The organism is Tuberibacillus calidus DSM 17572 (genome assembly GCF_000430685.1).
GTDB lineage: Bacteria > Bacillota > Bacilli > Bacillales > Sporolactobacillaceae > Tuberibacillus > Tuberibacillus calidus.
Genome location: NZ_KE387193.1, coordinates 169,293 through 188,070 on the forward strand (window position 1 = coordinate 169,293; position 18,778 = coordinate 188,070).

The 18,778-nt window shown below is 46.2% G+C and carries 17 protein-coding genes; 2 read left to right on the forward strand and 15 right to left on the reverse strand.

The window, feature by feature from the left end; all coding sequences use genetic code 11:
- Window positions 1–46: 46 nt before the first annotated feature.
- From H532_RS0114975 to H532_RS0115035, 13 genes are all read right to left on the reverse strand, one after another.
- On the reverse strand, window positions 47–1,981 hold the full coding sequence (locus H532_RS0114975) for a stage V sporulation protein D (RefSeq protein WP_027726138.1): 1,935 nt from the start codon (window positions 1,979–1,981) through the stop codon (window positions 47–49).
- Window positions 1,982–2,096: 115 nt separating this feature from the next.
- Window positions 2,097–4,268 carry a penicillin-binding protein gene (locus tag H532_RS0114980; RefSeq protein ID WP_027726139.1) on the reverse strand — a complete coding sequence of 724 codons (2,172 nt, stop codon included), beginning with the start codon at window positions 4,266–4,268 and terminating at the stop codon, window positions 2,097–2,099.
- A 15-nt stretch (window positions 4,269–4,283) separates the two neighbouring features.
- On the reverse strand, window positions 4,284–4,637 hold the full coding sequence (gene ftsL, locus H532_RS0114985) for a cell division protein FtsL (RefSeq protein ID WP_027726140.1): 354 nt from the start codon (window positions 4,635–4,637) through the stop codon (window positions 4,284–4,286).
- Between the two features lie 15 nt (window positions 4,638–4,652).
- Window positions 4,653–5,588, reverse strand: a complete 936-nt coding sequence (gene rsmH, locus H532_RS0114990) for a 16S rRNA (cytosine(1402)-N(4))-methyltransferase RsmH (protein WP_027726141.1) — start codon at window positions 5,586–5,588, stop codon at window positions 4,653–4,655.
- 28 nt (window positions 5,589–5,616) lie between these two features.
- Window positions 5,617–6,048 carry a division/cell wall cluster transcriptional repressor MraZ gene (gene mraZ / locus H532_RS0114995; RefSeq protein WP_027726142.1) on the reverse strand — a complete coding sequence of 144 codons (432 nt, stop codon included), beginning with the start codon at window positions 6,046–6,048 and terminating at the stop codon, window positions 5,617–5,619.
- Between the two features lie 176 nt (window positions 6,049–6,224).
- Window positions 6,225–7,859 (reverse strand): bacillithiol biosynthesis cysteine-adding enzyme BshC, encoded by a 1,635-nt coding sequence (gene bshC / locus H532_RS0115000; protein WP_027726143.1) that lies wholly within the window; start codon window positions 7,857–7,859, stop codon window positions 6,225–6,227.
- Between the two features lie 72 nt (window positions 7,860–7,931).
- Window positions 7,932–8,822, reverse strand: a complete 891-nt coding sequence (locus H532_RS0115005; protein ID WP_027726144.1) for a 2-dehydropantoate 2-reductase — start codon at window positions 8,820–8,822, stop codon at window positions 7,932–7,934.
- A gap of 234 nt (window positions 8,823–9,056) precedes the next feature.
- A complete protein-coding gene (locus H532_RS0115010) occupies window positions 9,057–10,586 on the reverse strand; it encodes an acyl-CoA carboxylase subunit beta (RefSeq protein WP_038112691.1) in 1,530 nt (509 codons plus the stop codon).
- Between the two features lie 76 nt (window positions 10,587–10,662).
- Window positions 10,663–10,875 (reverse strand): biotin/lipoyl-binding carrier protein, encoded by a 213-nt coding sequence (locus tag H532_RS20880; RefSeq protein ID WP_027726146.1) that lies wholly within the window; start codon window positions 10,873–10,875, stop codon window positions 10,663–10,665.
- A 27-nt stretch (window positions 10,876–10,902) separates the two neighbouring features.
- Window positions 10,903–12,231 (reverse strand): acetyl-CoA carboxylase biotin carboxylase subunit, encoded by a 1,329-nt coding sequence (locus H532_RS0115020; RefSeq protein WP_027726147.1) that lies wholly within the window; start codon window positions 12,229–12,231, stop codon window positions 10,903–10,905.
- Window positions 12,232–12,537: 306 nt separating this feature from the next.
- Window positions 12,538–13,110, reverse strand: a complete 573-nt coding sequence (locus tag H532_RS0115030; RefSeq protein WP_027726149.1) for an RsfA family transcriptional regulator — start codon at window positions 13,108–13,110, stop codon at window positions 12,538–12,540.
- Between the two features lie 264 nt (window positions 13,111–13,374).
- Window positions 13,375–13,548 carry a 50S ribosomal protein L32 gene (gene rpmF / locus H532_RS20060; protein ID WP_081412489.1) on the reverse strand — a complete coding sequence of 58 codons (174 nt, stop codon included), beginning with the start codon at window positions 13,546–13,548 and terminating at the stop codon, window positions 13,375–13,377.
- A 22-nt stretch (window positions 13,549–13,570) separates the two neighbouring features.
- Window positions 13,571–14,089, reverse strand: coding sequence for a YceD family protein (locus H532_RS0115035; RefSeq protein ID WP_027726150.1), 519 nt, complete (start codon window positions 14,087–14,089; stop codon window positions 13,571–13,573).
- A gap of 185 nt (window positions 14,090–14,274) precedes the next feature.
- Between H532_RS0115035 and H532_RS0115040 the strand changes: the two genes are divergently transcribed.
- Window positions 14,275–15,501 (forward strand): nucleotidyltransferase, encoded by a 1,227-nt coding sequence (locus tag H532_RS0115040; RefSeq protein WP_027726151.1) that lies wholly within the window; start codon window positions 14,275–14,277, stop codon window positions 15,499–15,501.
- A 51-nt stretch (window positions 15,502–15,552) separates the two neighbouring features.
- Here H532_RS0115040 and H532_RS0115045 read toward each other — a convergent pair whose 3' ends face one another.
- Together H532_RS0115045 and H532_RS0115050 are read right to left on the reverse strand one after the other, a co-directional pair.
- A complete protein-coding gene (locus H532_RS0115045) occupies window positions 15,553–16,596 on the reverse strand; it encodes a SepM family pheromone-processing serine protease (protein WP_051263367.1) in 1,044 nt (347 codons plus the stop codon).
- A gap of 1 nt (window position 16,597) precedes the next feature.
- Window positions 16,598–17,383 (reverse strand): patatin-like phospholipase family protein, encoded by a 786-nt coding sequence (locus H532_RS0115050; protein ID WP_027726153.1) that lies wholly within the window; start codon window positions 17,381–17,383, stop codon window positions 16,598–16,600.
- 138 nt (window positions 17,384–17,521) lie between these two features.
- On the opposite strand from H532_RS0115050, the gene ylbJ reads away from it, so the two are divergent.
- The gene (gene ylbJ / locus H532_RS0115055; RefSeq protein WP_027726154.1) at window positions 17,522–18,748 is read left to right on the forward strand and encodes a sporulation integral membrane protein YlbJ; all 1,227 of its coding nucleotides are present in this window, start codon (window positions 17,522–17,524) and stop codon (window positions 18,746–18,748) included.
- Window positions 18,749–18,778 lie beyond the last annotated feature (30 nt).

Consider the following 18,778-nt stretch of genomic DNA (forward strand, 5'->3'; position numbering starts at 1 on the left):
ACGGACAGCCCCAATGGGATACCCTCATGAAGACTACATGAACATTTTAATCGCCTTTATCATTTTTGTCACCTAAGTATATTCTTATTTTTGACCCGCTTTTCACTTTGACGCCCGGTTCCGGTTGTTGTTTAATGACCGTATCGCCCGTGCCTTCGGCTTCAATTTTTAAATCATAGTACCCTTGACTCAAGCTTTTTTTATTTTGACCAATGAGATCAGGCACAGTGACCATGACCTCGTCACCCCAACGATACTCTTTTTCGAGACCGTTCGTCCGTTTTTGTACGCCCAAGACTTGCAAACTGTCACCGATAATCTTCCCGGCGATTGGAGCGGCGACCGTCCCACCGAATTGAACGATCCCTTTTGGATTATCAATAGCGACATAAACAATGATTTGCGGATCATCGGCCGGGGCAAAACCCATGAATGAAAGAATGTAGTTATTTTCCAAGTAACGCCCATTTTGGACTTTCTGAGCTGTTCCGGTTTTACCACCTACGCGATAGCCCTCGACGAAAGCGTTGCGCCCCGTTCCGTTAGCCACAACGCTTTCGAGCGCATAACGCACTTTTTTCGACGTCTCTTCTGAAATCACGCGCCGCTTTAATTGCGGGACATTTTGACTGACGACTTCACCGGTGTCGGGATCGATCCATTCTTTTGCCAGATAAGGTGTATAAAGATACCCACCGTTAATAGCGGCGCTGACGGCTGCAATTTGTTGAATCGGCGTGACAGACACCCCTTGTCCGAAGGCGGTCGTCGCGGCTTCTAGCGGACCCATTTTATCCGGTTTGAAAAGAATGCCCTTCGCTTCACCTTGAAGATCGATGCCGGTTTTTTGGCCGAAGCCGAATTTTGTAATATATGAAAGCAATCGGTCCTTCCCGAGCATTTCACCGAGTTTGACAAAACCCGGGTTGCACGAGTTTTCAACGACTTCGAGGTATGTTTCATGCCCATGACCTCCCCTTTTCCAACAGTGGAGGTCCGTACCGGCGACCGTGATGTAGCCGGGATCGTTAAACGTATCATTTTGTAAATCAACCAAATTTTCTTGGAGTGCTGCAGCAAGCGTGATGACTTTAAAAGTCGATCCGGGTTCATAGGTGCGCCATATCGGCAAATTATGGTTATAGACTTCCGGTGAAACGCTTTGATAATTTTCAGGATTGAAATTCGGTCTTGTCGACATGCCGAGGATCTCACCCGTGTTCGGATTCATCGCAATGGCGATGGCATTGTCCGGGTGGTATTTTTGTTCGGCAATGTCGAGTTCCCTTTCAATAATGGATTGGATGCGCTCATCAATGGTCAACACCAAATTCAAACCGTCTTTCGGCGGAATATATTGATCTTTCAATTGAGACATGCGGTTACCTTGCGCATCAGAAAAAAACGCCACATGACCGCGCTCTCCTTTTAATAGATTATCATAATAGGCTTCCAGTCCGATTAACCCTTGGTTATCGATCCCTGCGAAGCCAAGGACATGTGAAAGATGGCTACCGTGCGGATAATGGCGCTTATAATCTTCTGCAATAAAAACACCTGGCAGATGGAGTTTTCTCACTTCTTCGGCTTTCTCGTTCGATATTTTCCGGCCTTCGGGTTTGATGTAAACCGTCGAGACCCTCTTCGTAATATCTTTGTAGATTTTTTCTTTATCAGCATCAAGAACTTTCGCCAGTTTCTCCGCCGTCTTCGCTGGATCTCTCACTTGCTTTGGAACAACGAGTACAGAGGGCCGGCTGACATTGGTCGCCAAGATTTCGCCATTACGATCGAGAATATCGCCGCGCTCGGCTTCATAAGGAATCTGCCTGCTCCACGAGTCAAGCGCTTGTTTCGTCAGCCAACCATTCATAAAAAATTGAACATATCCTAAGCGGACGGCGAAAACGCCATAGATGATCATGCCAATAACAAGGATAAAGACTAGCCGCTTGCGAACGGTGACATTGGATACGCGCACATTTTGCCCCTCCAAACTTCACTAGGCTTGTATCACTATATGCGCATGTGGGACAAGGTAGAACCGCCCGAAAAGCAGCGAGAAATGAAAAGGGCCAACCCAACTAGGTCGCCCTTCATGATTTATTTTTATTTTCGGTTTTAGTATCCGGATTCTTTGCGTTTAAGGTTACCGTGATCGTCATGCCGTTTTTCACAAGACTCCCAGCCGCCGGGGATTGGGTGGTGACAAAACCATTGCCGGTTAACTTCGGTTTTGCATCAATCGCTTGGGCAAACTGAAGCACTTCCGTCATGGACCATCCCGTTAAATCTGGCATTTGGTAAGGTCCGTCACCGACCAAAACGATTTTCGTGCCGGGGTAAACTTGCATGCCATCGTAAAGCGATTGAGCTTTCACGGTTCCGCTACCAAGCGTCACGACATCGAGACCTAGGTCTGTCAATTGGGCTTTCGCGTCCAGCAAAGATTTTCCAGTGAAATCCTTCACAGTTATGGTTTTTACTTTCTTTTCATTGTTTTCCGTATCGTTTAATTTTGGTTTGACCTGCATGTACTGCAGGGCATTCGCCATAACCGGTTTAAAAACGGCGGCTACTGGTTCTGAGCCCGTCTCCAACGGTTTTAAATGCGGCCGATCAATGGCGATATAAACAATTAATTTCGGATCATTTTCAGGTGCCATACCTAAGAAAGAAAAAACATAATTGTTTTTCCCCGTCAGCAATTGCCCGTTAACGGTAATTTGGGCCGTACCTGTTTTTCCTATAATATCGTAGTTTGGAATACGGTAATTGCGCCCTGTACCATTTTTATCCCACACAACATCATGCATCATGGCCCGGACTTGACGTGCCGTCTCTGCCGTAATCGGCTCACCGACGACCTCTGTATGATGTTCTTTGACCACTTTATTCTCATTCGGATCAACAACTTTTTGTATGACATAAGGCTTAACCATTTTCCCGTCATTTGCGATGGCAGTGGCAGCTTGGATGATTTGAATCGGTGTCACGGCTGAGGCTTGACCGAAACTCGACATAATCTGGTCGGTTTTCCATTTAAAGTTGATTTTGCTATCGGCCTCATTTGGCAAATCAATACCGGTTTTTTTGGTAAAACCAAAGCGCTCTAAATAGTCGTAAAAACGGTTCGGTTTCAAATATTTTTCCTCAACAATCGAAAAAGCGACGTTAGAAGAACGGGTGAATCCTTCATTAAACGTAATGGTGCCCCAATTGCTTTGCCAATCGTGGACAACGGCGGCGGTTCGGCCTTTATCATTTTTGATCGCATAGCGACCCGATTGATAAGTTTTATTCCCCGGCCAAACATGTTCATTGATCGCCGCAGCCAGCGTAAATGTCTTCATGACGGAACCAGGTTCAAATGGATCGGAGATGGCGTCATTTGTCCAATCTTTAATATCCCTTTTATTCGGATTAAAAGTCGGGCGGTTAGCCATCGCCAAAATGGCACCGGTTTTTGGGTCAGCCACTATGCCAATCATCCGCTCCGGGTGATAGTCTTTATCCACTTTACTCATGGCATTTTCCAGAACGGTCTGTATGCGGCTGTCAATCGTAATATAGACATCATCACCATTATGCGGTTTTTTCAATTCCTTTGTTCCGTCGGGGAGGATATCGCCGTTTCGGTCACCATAAAATCGAATCGAGCCATCCTCTTCCGTTAGCATGTCATTTAAAGATTTTTCAAGGCCGACAATCCCTACATCCTTATCTAACTGATCGTTATGACTCGTAAAGCCGACCACATATGACGCAAATGTCCCGTTTGGGTAATACCGCTTGGAATCTTTGAAAAAACCGATACCAGGTAGTTTCAAAGCTTTAATTTTTTCCATTTGGTCAATCGTCAATTTCCTGCCATGGGAACCAAATTCCACCTGAAAGCGGTCTTTATTTAAAATGGCCAGAATATCGCTTTCGGACATGTGTATAATAGGGGCGAGTTCTTCGGCGGTTTTCTCTTTGTCAACGACATGAGATTCCGCTGTCGGACTTAACACGGCGTAAAGATTATACGCTGGCGTATCTTGAGCCAGCACATCACCATCACTTGAAATAATTTCACCACGCTCGGCATCAATCAACTTGGCATTGATCCATCGCTCTTTACCGATTTTCGTCATGTCATGGCCTTGAACGGATTTAGCTTCTGCCAAATAAACAAAACGGCTAAGTAAAACAAAAAAGAGCAGCGTAAAAGCGATCGCCAAAACGGCTGCCCATCGGTTAATGGTTCGGTTTTTTCGAGGAAACATGTCCATTCCCCACTTTTATTTAACGACTTTGACATTATCAATGTTTAAGGTATAGCCATGTTTTTCGGCATATTCAATGATCCGCTTCGGGTCCATGAGTTGTGTCTTTTGCACATGCAGTTTTTTATTATCATCAGCCACTTTTTCGATTTGTGATTGGACGTGAGATATGTCTCGATTTGTAAGGTAGATTTCCGCTTGTTTAGAAACAATCACCACGCTCAACATGAATAAAATGCCAATGCCTAATGCCCAGAGCCATTTCTCACCTTTTGTAATTTTTCGCCGCGGCGAAATGGCTGGTTGCTCCATTTGCTGTTGTTTTCGGTAAGGTTCTCTGACTTCCCATTGCCGTGCGAGTTGACTCAAAGCGTTCTCCTCCCCTTATTTTTTTATTTTTTCTGCCACCCGTAACTTCGCCGAGTGGGCGCGATGATTTCTTTCGATTTCTTCTTCCGATGGCAAAATCGGTTTTCGATGTATGATTTTCAGAATCGGTTCATACTCTTGCGGCAAGGCCGGCATTCCCGGCGGTAGTTCCGGCAGTTTGCTGTATTTTTGAAAAATCTGTTTGCACATCCGGTCTTCAAGGGAATGAAACGTGATGACGGCAAGGCGTCCGCCTTTTGCCGTGATGGTCACCGCTTGTTCCAAAGACTCCGAAAACGCTTGGAGTTCATCATTGACAGCAATCCTCAGTGCTTGAAAAACGCGTTTCGCTGGATGCCCACCTTTTCGCCGGGCGGGCGCTGGAATGGCCTCTTTAACGATGTTGACAAGCTCCTCTGTCGTTCGGATCCTCTCTTTTTGCCTTCGGGTTTCAATTTTGCGAGCAATTTGTTTGGCAAAACGTTCTTCCCCATATTGATAAAAAATGCGGACGAGGTCTTCATACGCCCATTCGTTCACAATTTCTTCAGCGGTTAAGTCACTCTCAGGGTTCATGCGCATATCGAGCGGTCCATCGAAGCGGTAGCTGAAACCTCTTTCGGCCCGGTCAAACTGCGGCGATGAAACGCCCAGATCGTAGAGCACGCCGTCGACTTCGAAGATCCCTCTTTGTTCGAGTTCCTCCTTAAGACGCCGGAAGTTGGCAGGTATTATCGTCAGTTTGTCGGCATATCGAGATAACCGTTTATGCGCTTCGCTGCGGGCATCCGGGTCTTGGTCGAAAGCCAATAACTGACCATCGGTTAAGCGTTCCAAAATCGCTTCGCTATGACCACCAGCCCCGAGCGTGCAGTCGACGTAAACGCCGTTCGGCTTAATGTTCAAGGCATCAATCGCTTCATTTTTGAGGACACTCATATGCTCAAACATGATGTCTAAATCCTTCCGTTACTTGCTTTTACAGCTCAAAATCCATTAAACTTTCGGAGATTTGTTCAAATGAGCTTTCGGATGCTTCGTAATAGCTTTCCCAACGCGATTTGCTCCATATTTCGATGCGGTTCGACACACCGATGATGACGCACTCTTTATCCAGCCCGGCATAATCGCGCAAAGATGGAGTGATGTTTACACGTCCTTGTTTATCGAGCTGGCATTCGGAGGCACCCGAAAAAAAGAAACGAGAAAAAGCGCGGGCATCTTTTTTGGTAAATGGGAGGGCCTTAAGTTTTTGTTCCAAAGCTTTCCATTCGTCCATAGGATAACCAAACACACATTGGTCCAAACCCCTTGTCAAAACAAACGTTGGACCTAGATCTTCCCGGAATTTGGCGGGAATGATGAGTCTTCCTTTTTCATCGATCGTGTGTTGGAATTCACCCATGAACATCTGACTTACCCTCTTCCTACCACCAGTCTACCACAATGCCCCACTTTGTACCACTTTATTTTAGTTATTCTCTCCCAATAAAAAAAATCCTGCTTTGACAGCAAGATTTTTCGAAAAAATTTTGTTAAATTTTGTCGCTTTCTCACGCGTCTTTTCTCTAAATTTCACACAAAAGGTTACAATTCGACAACAAACGCCTCGCCATCCATTGGATATTGATCGAAAGCCATCAAACGATCAATGAGCTCTGGTCCCCACCGATTCAGCAGAAAAATAACGCTCCAAGTGCGCTCCTGAAATTGTCCATCCGGATAAAGGGTCGCTTTCACACGATCAAAGCGCCTGAGTTCTGTCGTAAATTTATTGGTGATTTCCCGTTCAATGGCTTTTTTGATAAAAGCCAGTTGACTTTGGATATAGTCTTCGTTTTTCGCACACAGCCCGGGTAATACATGCGGATTGACTTCTTTAGCCAGCTGGTAGAGGGGCTGCACGGCTTTTTCCACTTCGAATTGCACATTCTTATAAATCCTGTCAATCTCCCATTCGTGTTGGTCGTTTAGCCAGCTTTGGCGAATGTCCGACCAATCACTGGTAAAGACATCATTCAGCGCCAAACCTTTTTCACCAAGCCAGCGTAAAATTTTTTCGTCAACAAGGGTTAATCGCAGCCTTGGCACAACAGGCGGCATGACCATGCCCATTTTTTCAAAGGCGCCCTTTAAAGCGGACCAATACGCCACTTCCCCCGGCCCGGCAATAAAGGCGACAGTCGGTAATAAGCATTCTTGCATCAACGGACGGGTGACAACATTATTGCTCAATTGTTCAGGAGCGGTTTTAGCGATTTCAAGCAATGCCTCACGTGTCAGCCGAACGCCTTTTTGCTCGTTGACAAAAGTTGTCGGATCTTTACGTTCTAATAAAATCCGCTCACCGCCACGGTGATAAAAGAGATTCGCACTTTCCGGCTTTTGATCCAAGGCGGGAGGATAGCCCAGATCTTTTAGGGCTGATAATTGTCCGACGACGGATTCGGCAAGGGAGGCATTGGCTTCAATCATGTGTGCAAAATAATCGGATTCCAGTTTCCTTAACGCATGATCACCGGAATCCAAAAGAACTAAACCGTACTCCCCGAAAAATTCCATAAGTATCGCCGCAAAAAAGTCAATCAATGTCTTTGCGTTGTCGAGTTTTGCCTTCACCTTTTTCAAAAGGATATCCGTATATTGTGTTTCACCGAAGCTCTGGAACGCTTCCTCCAGCCATTGTGTCAAACGTTCATGGTCGATCTGGAGTTGGGTAACGGAATCTCGTCCCGCACCCGGATGCCGATAGGCGTGTTTCTTAGGTGCACCGGATGCGTCGGGTATGAAAACATGATTCACTTCGTCAAAATCATGGTCTTCACCGGCGATCCAGAATACAGGGACGACCGGAACGCCCAAATCCGCTTCGAGCTTCTCACTCCATTTGATGATGGAAAGGCATTTATTAACGGTATAGCTTGGTCCAGTTAACAATCCCGCTTGTTGACCGCCGACGACAACGACAGCATTGTCATCTCGCAACTTTTCCAGCGACGCTATGACTTTTTCCGGCGGATGGTATTTGCCGTTAAATTGGCGGAGATACGCCACCAATTTCTCTCTTTCAAAGCGCCGTTCCTTTAAATAGGTGAGGCGGTCAGCATAGGTTTTTGGATCGCGGTAATCATAGGCAAAAAAAGGCGATAGTCGCTCATAATGATGGAGATAATCTTCCATTAAACAAGAAGGTTCGTCAACGTTCAGCTTATGTACGAGCATACGGTAACTTCCTCTCTCTGTCTGGTGCTTATTGAGTATAGCAAGAGTGTCTGCTTTACACAAAAAGGTTGCTCAACACTGAGCTGAGCGCATGTGTTCTTTTGCCTTTATGCTTTCATATAGAAAACGCACAACGGGAAGGTGCACAGAGCGCGCCTCGGCTCTTTTCAATATCGGTCCGAGAATGGCCCCAACTTCGGTCATTCGTCCGGCTTCTAAATCTTGCAGCATGCTTGAGTGGTTTTCGGATGTTTTTTGACACACCCCAACGACATGTTCCCAAGCCTTGCTCGGATTGGGAAGGGTGAGGAAAGGCATGATTTCATCAAATACCGTTCGCATCGCTCTTTTAAAATGCACATTGCTTAATAACTCACCGTTCCTAATGCCGTAAAGAGCGGTCAGCGGATTGATGATGGCATTCACCAACAGTTTTTCATCTAGCGCCTTTCGCCAATCGGAGACGAAGGTCATTGGAAAAGCTTCGTTTGCCAACAACGGGGCAACGCGTTGTCGGTCACCTTTTATAAGGGCAATTTTTATCGTGCCAACACCTTTATGGATCACGGTCGTATCAGAAGTTTTCTCCGCCCCATGTTCCACAAGACCAATGAAAAGATGTTCATAATGCAAATCCTCTAATAAGTCCAAATGCCCGGCACCATTTTGTAAAAACAAGAGCGTTTGATCGGAAACGGCTGCTTTGGGATGAGCGGCGAGCAAAGTTGGTAAATCCGGCTGTTTCACCGCCAAAATGATGAGATCTTCATCCCACGCCGATTCGCTTAATGCCACATGAACATCCCGGATGAAACCAGGACCGTTCGCCACAGTAAGCCCCTCTTTTAACAATTTATCTCTTTGCTCGGGCCGCCGGACATAGATCGTTGTCGGAAATATTTGACTTAAATAGCCGTAAACCAATAAGCCGATGGCCCCGCCGCCAACAATACCGATTCTCATGCCCATCCCCCACACGCCATGCTTTTTTAAAAATAGTAAACGTTTTTCCGTTTTTGTGCAATTCCCACGAATTACCTATTAAAACAGTCGGAATACAGGGATTTTGTTTAAGAAAATGTGACTCTACCAAACTTTTTGGATGAGAGCAGGGCGCTCGTTGTCCTTACTATACATTCTTCCAGTACGAAAAAACGCATTGAGATTGGTGACAATCCCAATGCGTTCCTATTCCAACTATACCGGGTAAACCGGGTGTTTTCTTTCGGAAAAACGCATGTCTTTTGACTCATACATGGCGAAGCGGTCGATGAGGACATTTCGCAGTTCATCACCTGAAACAATGTCATCAACGATGAGTTCTGAAGCTAGTTTATAAATATCGATCGTTTCTTTATATTCTTTTTGTTTTTCTTGAACAAACCGCACTCTTTCTTTCGGGTCGGTGATTTCTTGTATTTTATTGGAATAAACTGCATTCACGGCTGCTTCCGGTCCCATGACCGCTATTTGCGCAGTTGGTAAAGCGATGCAGCAATCCGGTTCAAAAGCAGGCCCCGCCATCGCATACAAGCCCGCTCCATAGGCTTTTCTGATGATGACCGAGATTTTCGGCACCGTCGCCTCACTGACAGCCGCAATCATTTTTGCCCCGTGACGGATGATGCCTGCCCGCTCCACTTTTGTCCCAACCATAAAGCCTGGCACATCGGCTAGGAATAAAAGCGGGATGTTAAAAGCATCGCACAATTGAATGAATTTGGCGCCTTTGTCAGCGGAATCAACAAATAACACCCCGCCTTTCGCTTTCGGCTGATTGGCAATGATGCCGATCACCCGGCCGTCGATGCGTGCCAAACCGGTGATGAGCTCTGAGGCAAATAACTTTTTCACCTCAAAAAAACTACCTTCATCAACGAGCGCATCGATCAACTCGTACATATCAAAAGGCGCGTTTTGATGTTCGGGGACGATTTCCGATATCTTGCGGCCTTCCTTCGGCAATTTGCCGCTCGTTTTCACGGGTTTATTCTGATAATGGCTTGGAAAATAGGACAAATACTTCCGAGCGGATTGTATCGCTTCCTCTTCCGTTTGAACGAGAACATCTCCACAACCACTGACCGTGCAATGCATTCTTGCGCCGCCCATTTCCTCAAGCGACACTTTTTCCCCGATAACTTTTTCGGCCATGCGCGGTGATCCGAGATACATAGAAGCATTGCCTTCCACCATAATAACGATGTCGCAAAATGCCGGAATATAAGCGCCACCTGCCGCCGATGGCCCGAATAATACGCAGATTTGCGGCACCATTCCGGACATTTTCACTTGGTTGTAGAAGATTCGACCTGCACCACGGCGGTTGGGGAACATTTCTAATTGATCGGTAATCCGAGCGCCCGCGGAATCGACAAGGTAAATCATCGGCACTTTTAGTTTCTGAGCCGTTTCTTGAATGCGGATGATTTTTTCCACGGTCCGTGCGCCCCATGATCCGGCTTTGACGGTCGAGTCATTGGCCATCACACAAACGGTTTGACCGTTCACTTGACCGATCGCACAAACCACCCCATCAGCAGGAAGATTCCCTGCTTCGAAATTGGCAAACCGACCGTCTTCCGTTTTATACGCGCCATCATCAAATAAAAGGCGCAACCGCTCGCGAACAAACAACTTATGGTTTTCTTTTAATTTTTGGTGGTATTTTTCAGCACCGCCCGCTTCAATTTTGCGAACCGCCTCCACCAATTGATCTTCTAACATTTTCGTCACACGATTCCCTCCTTAAGTTGAATGATAAACGGGCATCAGGGCCGTGCCTAGTGAGCGCTCGCTCGGTTTAATCTAAAACGATCAGAACGTCCCCTTCATTGACAAAATCGCCGGAGCCAGCTTTTATTTCAGAGACAACCCCATCAACGTTGCTTTCGATCGGAATTTCCATCTTCATCGATTCCAATAACGCCACGGTATCGCCCGCTTTGACGCTATCGCCTTCTTGAACCAAAATGTTTAAAACTGTTCCTGCCATCGTTGCTTCAATGTGCTTCATATTAAATCCCTTCCTATTCTTTTTCTTTTACGATTTTTTTAAAAGTGCCGTTGTATATTGCCCATCCTTAAATGAGGAGGCAGTCAATAAACGGGTAAAGAGCGGCTGATTGGTTTTCAAACCCTCTACTTTCATTTCCCCGAAAAAGGCCAGTGCCCGTTCTAACGCTTCCTCGCGGTTATTTCCTTGTGCAATGATTTTGGCAATCATCGGATCATAAAATGGCGTCACCTTCGAGCCTTCACCATACCCCGTATCCACGCGTATGCCCGGAACTTCGGGATAACGCCAAACCGCTAACGTGCCGGGGGACGGCAAAAACGTTTCCGGGTCTTCCGCATACAAGCGAAATTCAATCGCATGACCTTGTCTTGTAATCTCTACTTGTTCCAAGGGCAATTTCTCTCCAGATGCCACCCGTATTTGCCATTCGACAAGATCCAGGCCCGTAATGGCTTCAGTGACGGGATGCTCCACCTGTAGACGCGTATTCATCTCGAGAAAATAAAAGTTTTCTTCTTCATCCACAATAAATTCAATGGTACCAGCATTGCGGTAACCAACGGCTTTGGCCGCGCGAACCGCTGCCTCTGTCATTTTTTTACGCGTCGCTTCCGATAAAGCCGGCGATGGAGACTCCTCGATCACTTTTTGATGACGCCTTTGAACGGAACAATCCCTCTCGAACAAATGCACAACATGGCCAAACTGGTCGGCAAAAATTTGCACCTCAATATGCCGGCCATTTTCAATCGCCTTTTCGACAAACATGGCCGCATTTCCAAAATAAGCTTTCGCGCGATTTTGATTGGAATTAAAAGCGTTCGAGAGCTCCTCGCGATTGCGGCAAAGCTGCATGCCAATGCCACCGCCGCCGGCACTTGCTTTCAGCATGACGGGGTAACCGAGTGCTTCTGCCGCACTGCATGCGGCATCCACACTGTTACACGGTCCGTCACTGCCAGGAACGACGGGCACACCAGCTGCTTTCATGGTTTCCCGTGCCTTAACCTTATCGCCCATCAGCTCAACGACACGCGCATCAGGACCGATAAAAATTAGACCGTTTTCTTCGACTTTCCTCACGAAAGCCGGATTTTCAGAAAGAAAGCCGTACCCCGGGTGAATCGCCTCAGCCTTTGTCTGGATCGCCGCATCAATCAGGGCGTCTTGATTCATATAAGATTTTTGCGCCGGCGCCTCACCGATGCGAATCGCCTCATCGGCCTCCTTTATATATGGCAAATCGCTATCTGCATCGGAATAAACAGCTACCGTTTGAATAGCAAGCCGCTTGCAAGTTCGAATAATCCGGCGAGCGATTTCACCGCGATTGGCGATTAAGATTTTCTGCAAATGGTCTCCCCTCCTCACAAACATCGTTAACCTTTGCCGCCTAAAACCTTCATTAAAACGCTTACATTTTAATGTAAAAGCTTTTATAAGATTATTATAATATAAACATATTCGTTCGGAAAACCTCTTTCTATATCCAGCAGGTCGTGCTTGCCAAATGTTTGCCTATAAAATAAATAAAATTTGGCGCTGCCAAGGCAAAGGCAGAGCCTTAGTTGGTCTTTTAAACTGGTGTGAAAAAAGTATCGTTTCTCAAAGTAAAAAAGCCCCTTGGCGATGTGTAGGGACTTTTTTAAGTATAGGGTTTTAAGAACCATCAGCCAACTTTCTCGCTTTGTCCATAATCGATAACATCGTTTGATATTCCGATTGGAGCTCTGCCAAGTTGGTCAAAGCTTGATCGCGCTCACTCGCCAAAACTTCCAACTGCTTCTGATCCTTCTCTAGCTCGCTTTTTAATGCTTCAATTTCTGCTTTTAATTGGCGGATGCGCGCTTCTGATTGCTTCAAATCATTTAAATATAAAATAATATCATCAATGGTGATGCTTTGGCGATCTTCCCGCATCGGCTGCTCGCTTTCAGCCGGCTTCTCTACTGCACTTTTTAACTTCGCTTGACGGTTTTTCCTTTTTTCCTGCCGTTTTTGATTTTGTCGTTCTTTTCTTTCCTTCTTAGCTAAAGCGATGGCATCTTCATATTTTTTACGGACGAGTGAATTCCAGCGAAATCCGCAAGCTGCTGCCGTCCGCGATAATGCCTTTCCAACTTCTTCGAAAGCCATAAGTTGGGTGCTACCTTCCCTTATATGACGTAAAACGGTTTCCGCAAGTAAAAGGTCCTCATCTTCGGACCACGCATCTTGCCGCGTCTGAGACATAGAATCCCTCCAATCATGCTCTTTGTCATATATTATGCTTTTAGTAGGGAAGATAGACTTTAAATTCTAGCATTTTTCCGGGCGAACTTTTCCGCATCCAAGCTTGTGCAGTGAGTCAATGCAGAGCGAGCCGATTTTTGAGGAAAAAAACGGCTCTGCCAAAACTTTTGACTATGGCTACCCTTATTGCTGGGCTGAACAATTTTTTACTTCTTGTCAATAAAAAAAAGCAAGGGTGCAAAAACCCTTGCTTTTCTTACGGTGTTATTTTTCAATAACCGTTTTCCCTTTATACGATCCGCATGATGGGCAGACACGATGAGATAATTTGTACTCACCACAATTGTCGCATTGCACCATGCCGGGAACGCGTAATTTAAAGTGTGTACGACGTTTATTTTTGCGAGTCGTTGAAACTCTTCTCTTTGGTACCGCCACGTTAGCCACCTCCTTGATCGAATCACTCGTTGAACAAATCTTTCAATTTCTCGAAACGCGGATCCATTTGCTCCTTCTGTTCCGATTCCGTCATGAATGACCAGCCTTCACCGCGTGGGGCCGGCTGTTTTCGGTTATCTCCGCTCGTTACGCGGATTGGTTTGTCAACTAAGATGGCCTCTTTAATATAAGGCATCAGATCGATCGTTTCCGCTTCCACATCGTGAACCTCCGAATCGCTTGAAGACTCCCCGCCCATTGAGCCAGGAAGCAGGCGAAATATTTCCGAAGTTTGAATGTGAAAGGGATACGTCACATCTTCCAACGTGACCGCATCGGGGAGCGTTAACTTTCCTGAGATTGTCAGAAAAAAGGTGACGGTATGACGATTGATATCAGCATGGCCCTTTACGTGCACAGGTGATATCGCCCGGATTTCCGCATCCATTTCCCGCAAATCTTCAACCGATACGGTGGTATCAATGGACAAACCGTTACTTTGGTGTTCCATAATTTCCGGAATCGACCATTTTAAAGTCATTTCCGACCACCTCTAAAACAACAAGTGTAATTATAGATGACTCACGCATGATTGTCAATATGTTGCCCTTTACAGAGTAGGGTAAAACGCCTATTCTATTATCAGAAAACTTTTCGAATGTCCAAATGATCCTGTCTGAAACCAGACAACCGTTTTCTTACAATAGCAAATAGAGGAGGAAGGCCATGCGGATTGCTGGGGTCATCGTGGAATATAACCCGTTTCATAACGGCCATTTATATCATTTACAAAAAACGAAGAAACAAACCGAGGCGGATCTGGTCATTGCGGTCATGAGCGGCAATTTTCTTCAGCGCGGTGAACCAGCCCTATTATCAAAATGGACGAGAACGCGTCTGGCATTGCAAGCTGGGGCTGACCTCGTTGTCGAATTACCCTATGTTTACGCCACCCAAAAAGCGGATGTCTTTGCTTGGGGGGCTGTATCCATTCTTGATCTATTGGGCACAACCGATTTATGCTTCGGCAGCGAAAACGGGTCGACGGCACCGTTTTTGCGCACGTTAGAAGTGCTGGAAGAAAACCGAGACTTCTTTAACCAGCAATTAAAAAAGCGCATCGCCTCCGGCATCAGCTATCCGCAGGCGCTGAATCTCGCTTTTTCCGATCTCCATCTTACAGGGGACGATTTCATTGATTTATCTCAGCCAAACAACATTCTTGGGTTCCATTATGTTGAAGCGGTCGTAAAGCGCAAAAGCGCAATCCGCGTCTCAACAATAAAAAGGCAAAAGGCAGGGTATAACCAAGCGACGATCTCGGATGCCCATATTGCTAGCGCCACGGCCATACGTCGCGCGATCTTCAGCGGTGAAGACTTTAATCATTTACAAAATCTCGTGCCGCCATACACCTATGAAGCGCTCACCCAAGCCAGGCAAAACAGAACGCTAAGGCGGTGGGATGATTTCTTTCCACTTTTAAAATATCGCATTCTGACTACGTCCGCCGATGAGATCGCCGAGTTTTACGAAGCAGAAGAAGGTCTGGAAAACCGACTGAAAAAGCATATACGGCAAGCAAAAAACTTTTCCAATTGGATGGAGAGAATAAAAACGAAGCGCTACACATGGACGCGTTTGCAGCGGTTGTGCACACACATCTTAACGGGTGCGAAAAAAGCCGAAATGCGGCCAGCCGCTCAATTTGCCCCGCCAACATACATTCGGCTCCTCGGCATGAATGAATACGGTCAACTGCACTTGAATAGCATCAAAAAACGCCTCAACGTGCCGATCATCTCTAAAGTTGGTCGAAACGAGGAGGCGTTGATGGCAATCGATCTTCGTGCCGCGGATTGTTATCGACTCATCCAACCAGCTAGTGATCCTTCGGAGTTTGACTGCGTCCCGATCCGGTTTGATCATGCGAGCAAAACGTTTGTCCGATAACGAATAGAGCGGACCATCGCGAACATTTCGCCGCGATTGATCCGCTCCAATTTATTGTTTTGGTTTCAAAGTTTGTAAGTACTTCAAAGCATCATCAAAGGTTTTTACCGGTACGATTTTCATCTTTGACCCGATGTCTTTTGCGGCGGCCATGGCGTCTTTTGCTTCATGGTCACTTGCTGGGGCAAAAAAGATTTCCGCACCGGCTTTATCAGCTGCGACGACTTTTTGCTTGATGCCGCCGATCGGCCCAACGCGACCGTCAAAATCGATCGTGCCGGTTCCACAAATATCATAGCCTTTCGTTAAATCGGAAGGAAGAAGTTGCTCATAGATCTCAAGGGCCATCATCAAACCGGCAGAAGGGCCTCCGATACCTTGTGTATCGAAAGTGACAGGTGGCTGAACTTTTAAAGCCATGTTATCGCTTTGGAGGATCCCCAACCCAACTTTATGCTTCACATCGTTTGGAAGCCATTCTTTTGGAAAAGGAGCAAGGCGGGTTTTCACCTCTTTGACGGTTTTCCCCCTTTTTATTGTTAAATGCACAACATCGCCGGCTTTCAAGCCTTTGAGCATACCTTGCATGTCACTGATTCGCGTGACCGGTTTTCCATTAAAAACTTGTATGACATCGCCCGCTTTCAGCACTTTTCCCGCAGGCATTTGCGAATGGACATTTAAAATTAATACGCCGCGGTGTTGAATTTTCGGCTTTTTGCCCGCAGCTTTATAGGCGACATAGGCGGCGGTGTCTTGCGCGCTTTTCATATAGTCTAACTCGCGCACGGTCATCTCTTTTTCGTTTTCATCTGGATAAGTTATGTATTTTGCTTTCGTGACTTGTGTATAGGGATTGAAATCCCATTTAGCTAAAAGATATTGCCATGCTGAGGCTTTTCCTTGGTATATGGTAACAAGACGCAAGGTGCCGCTCTCTTTATAACCATGTTCGACATCAACCATTGGGCGGAGCGGGTCGGCCGTGCCCGGTTTTGAGACGAAATAAGGGACTTGTATGATATTTAAGGCTAGGATGATGAGAAGGATGACGATGACCACCATTGATAAAACTCGGCTTCTTTTCTTGGGCAATTTATAATCTCTCCTTCCACGCTCCGATCATTTCCCAAATCATCGGTAATTGCGCTCGTGCGGTTTCTTCACCAATCTCTACGAGGTGATCAATATTGGCCAAGGCTTTTGGCGAAAGCATTGCAACCGGCGGCTTTAAAACAATATCCGCGCTCGATTGTTGCAGTTTCACAATCTGCTCTTGCATAATATCAATGCTTAAGGTAATCACGTCAAAGATCGTCCGTATATCTTGTTTTGGCGTAAAACCGCCGACATCCACGGCAATGACGATATCGGCACCCATATCTCTTACAACTGTCGCCGGCACCCGGTCAATGACACCTCCATCCACTAAAATTTTTCCGCCAATCTTAACAGGGGTAAAAATTCCCGGGATCGAGATGCTGGCACGGACGGCTTCGTATAACCACCCCTTTTTAAAAACGACCCTTTCACCGGTCTTTAAATCAGTGGCCACGATTCCAATCGGTAAACGGCAATCTTCAAAGCGTTTTTGGTGGGTAATCGCTTTTATGAGACCGGTCACTTTTCGGCCATTGATTAAACCGGTTTTCGGAACCGTTAAATCCAAATAATGGAGGCGATTAAAGGCGATGGCCAGTTTTTTCATGCTCTCCCAATTGTGGCCGACCCCGTAAAGCGCACAGGCAAGTGCTCCCATGCTGGATCCAGCCATCATATCAATAGGTACGCCTTCTTCTTCAAAGACTTTTAATACACCGATATGGGCAAAGCCTTTTGCCCCTCCCGAACCAAGAGCAACACCAATTTTCGGTTTCTTCATCCCCAATTCCCCCGTAATTGGTCTAATTAAAGGATGTTCGCGTATATCTATCAATAAGGACAATCCTATCCGCTTTAAATAAACGTATGCCTGATTGCCTGTAACCATGAACAGGAGATCGTTCGAGAGGGGTTCGACATGTTGAAAAGCTCAAAGCTGAAAACCATCATCCTTGCATCATTTGCTTTATTTCTCGCTACATCCCTCGTGATTTATCCGAAAACATCCGTCGATGCGGCGCTCTCCGGTTTAAAAATGTGGTGGAACATCGTATTCCCATCGTTACTTCCTTTTTTTATTGTTTCCGAACTGCTGATTGGATTTGGCATTGTGACATTTATCGGGGTGTTGCTTGAACCAGTGATGAGACCAATCTTTAAAGTCCCCGGTGTGGGTGCTTTTGTTTTTGCCATGGGGCTTTGTTCGGGTTTTCCGGCTGGTGCCAAAATTACAGCACGGCTTTACGAGCAACAAAAAATTTCCAAAACGGAAGCCGAGCGCCTCGCCAGTTTTACAAACTTCTCGAATCCTTTATTTATGTTCGGGGTCATTGCCGTCGGATTTTTTCAAAATGCCTCTCTCGGCATCGTTTTCGCCCTCGCCCATTACATCGGAAACATTAGCGTTGGGCTCATCATGCGCTTGTATAAAAGAAATGAACAAAGTGAGGCGCCGAGCGTGAAGTTTTCTCCATCCATTCTTGTTCATGCGCTCGCCAGCATGCATCGCGAACGGATAAAAAATAAACGGCCGATCGGAAAAATGTTGGGGGACGCCGTGCAAAATTCTGTCAGCACCTTGCTCATGGTCGGCGGTTTTATCATTCTCTTTTCCGTATTAAACCAGCTTTTAATGGAGCTCGGCATCTCACAGTGGATCGCTATTTTCTTTCAACATCTCTTAACCTTACTGTCTATGGCACCAGAACTCGGTTCGGCACTCGTTCCAGGATTGTTTGAAATTACGGTCGGAGCCAAAAGCACAAGCGAGCTTCATGTTCCTTTAATTGAAGCGGTGATCATCGTCTCGTTTATCCTCGGCTTTGGCGGTTTTTCCATTCAAGCGCAAGTCGCAAGCATTCTTGCGGAAGTAAAACTCAATGCCAAACCTTTCTTTGTTGGGCGTCTCTTTCATGGTCTTATCTCAGCCTTTACAGCTGGGGTGCTCTTTCGATGGTTTGCCATTACGGACTCGACCGAAGAAACCCATAAAGCGATACCGGTCATCGGCTCGATTTGGCAGGACATCAGTGAAAAAAACTTATGGGGGTGGAGTGCCATCCAATGGGGGTCTTTTATTACGTTATCCACCCTTATTATCTATATCCTTTGCATCGCGGTTCGGCAATATAAACAAAGCGCGTGACGGTTCAGGAGGGAGACCTTAGAAGTCCCT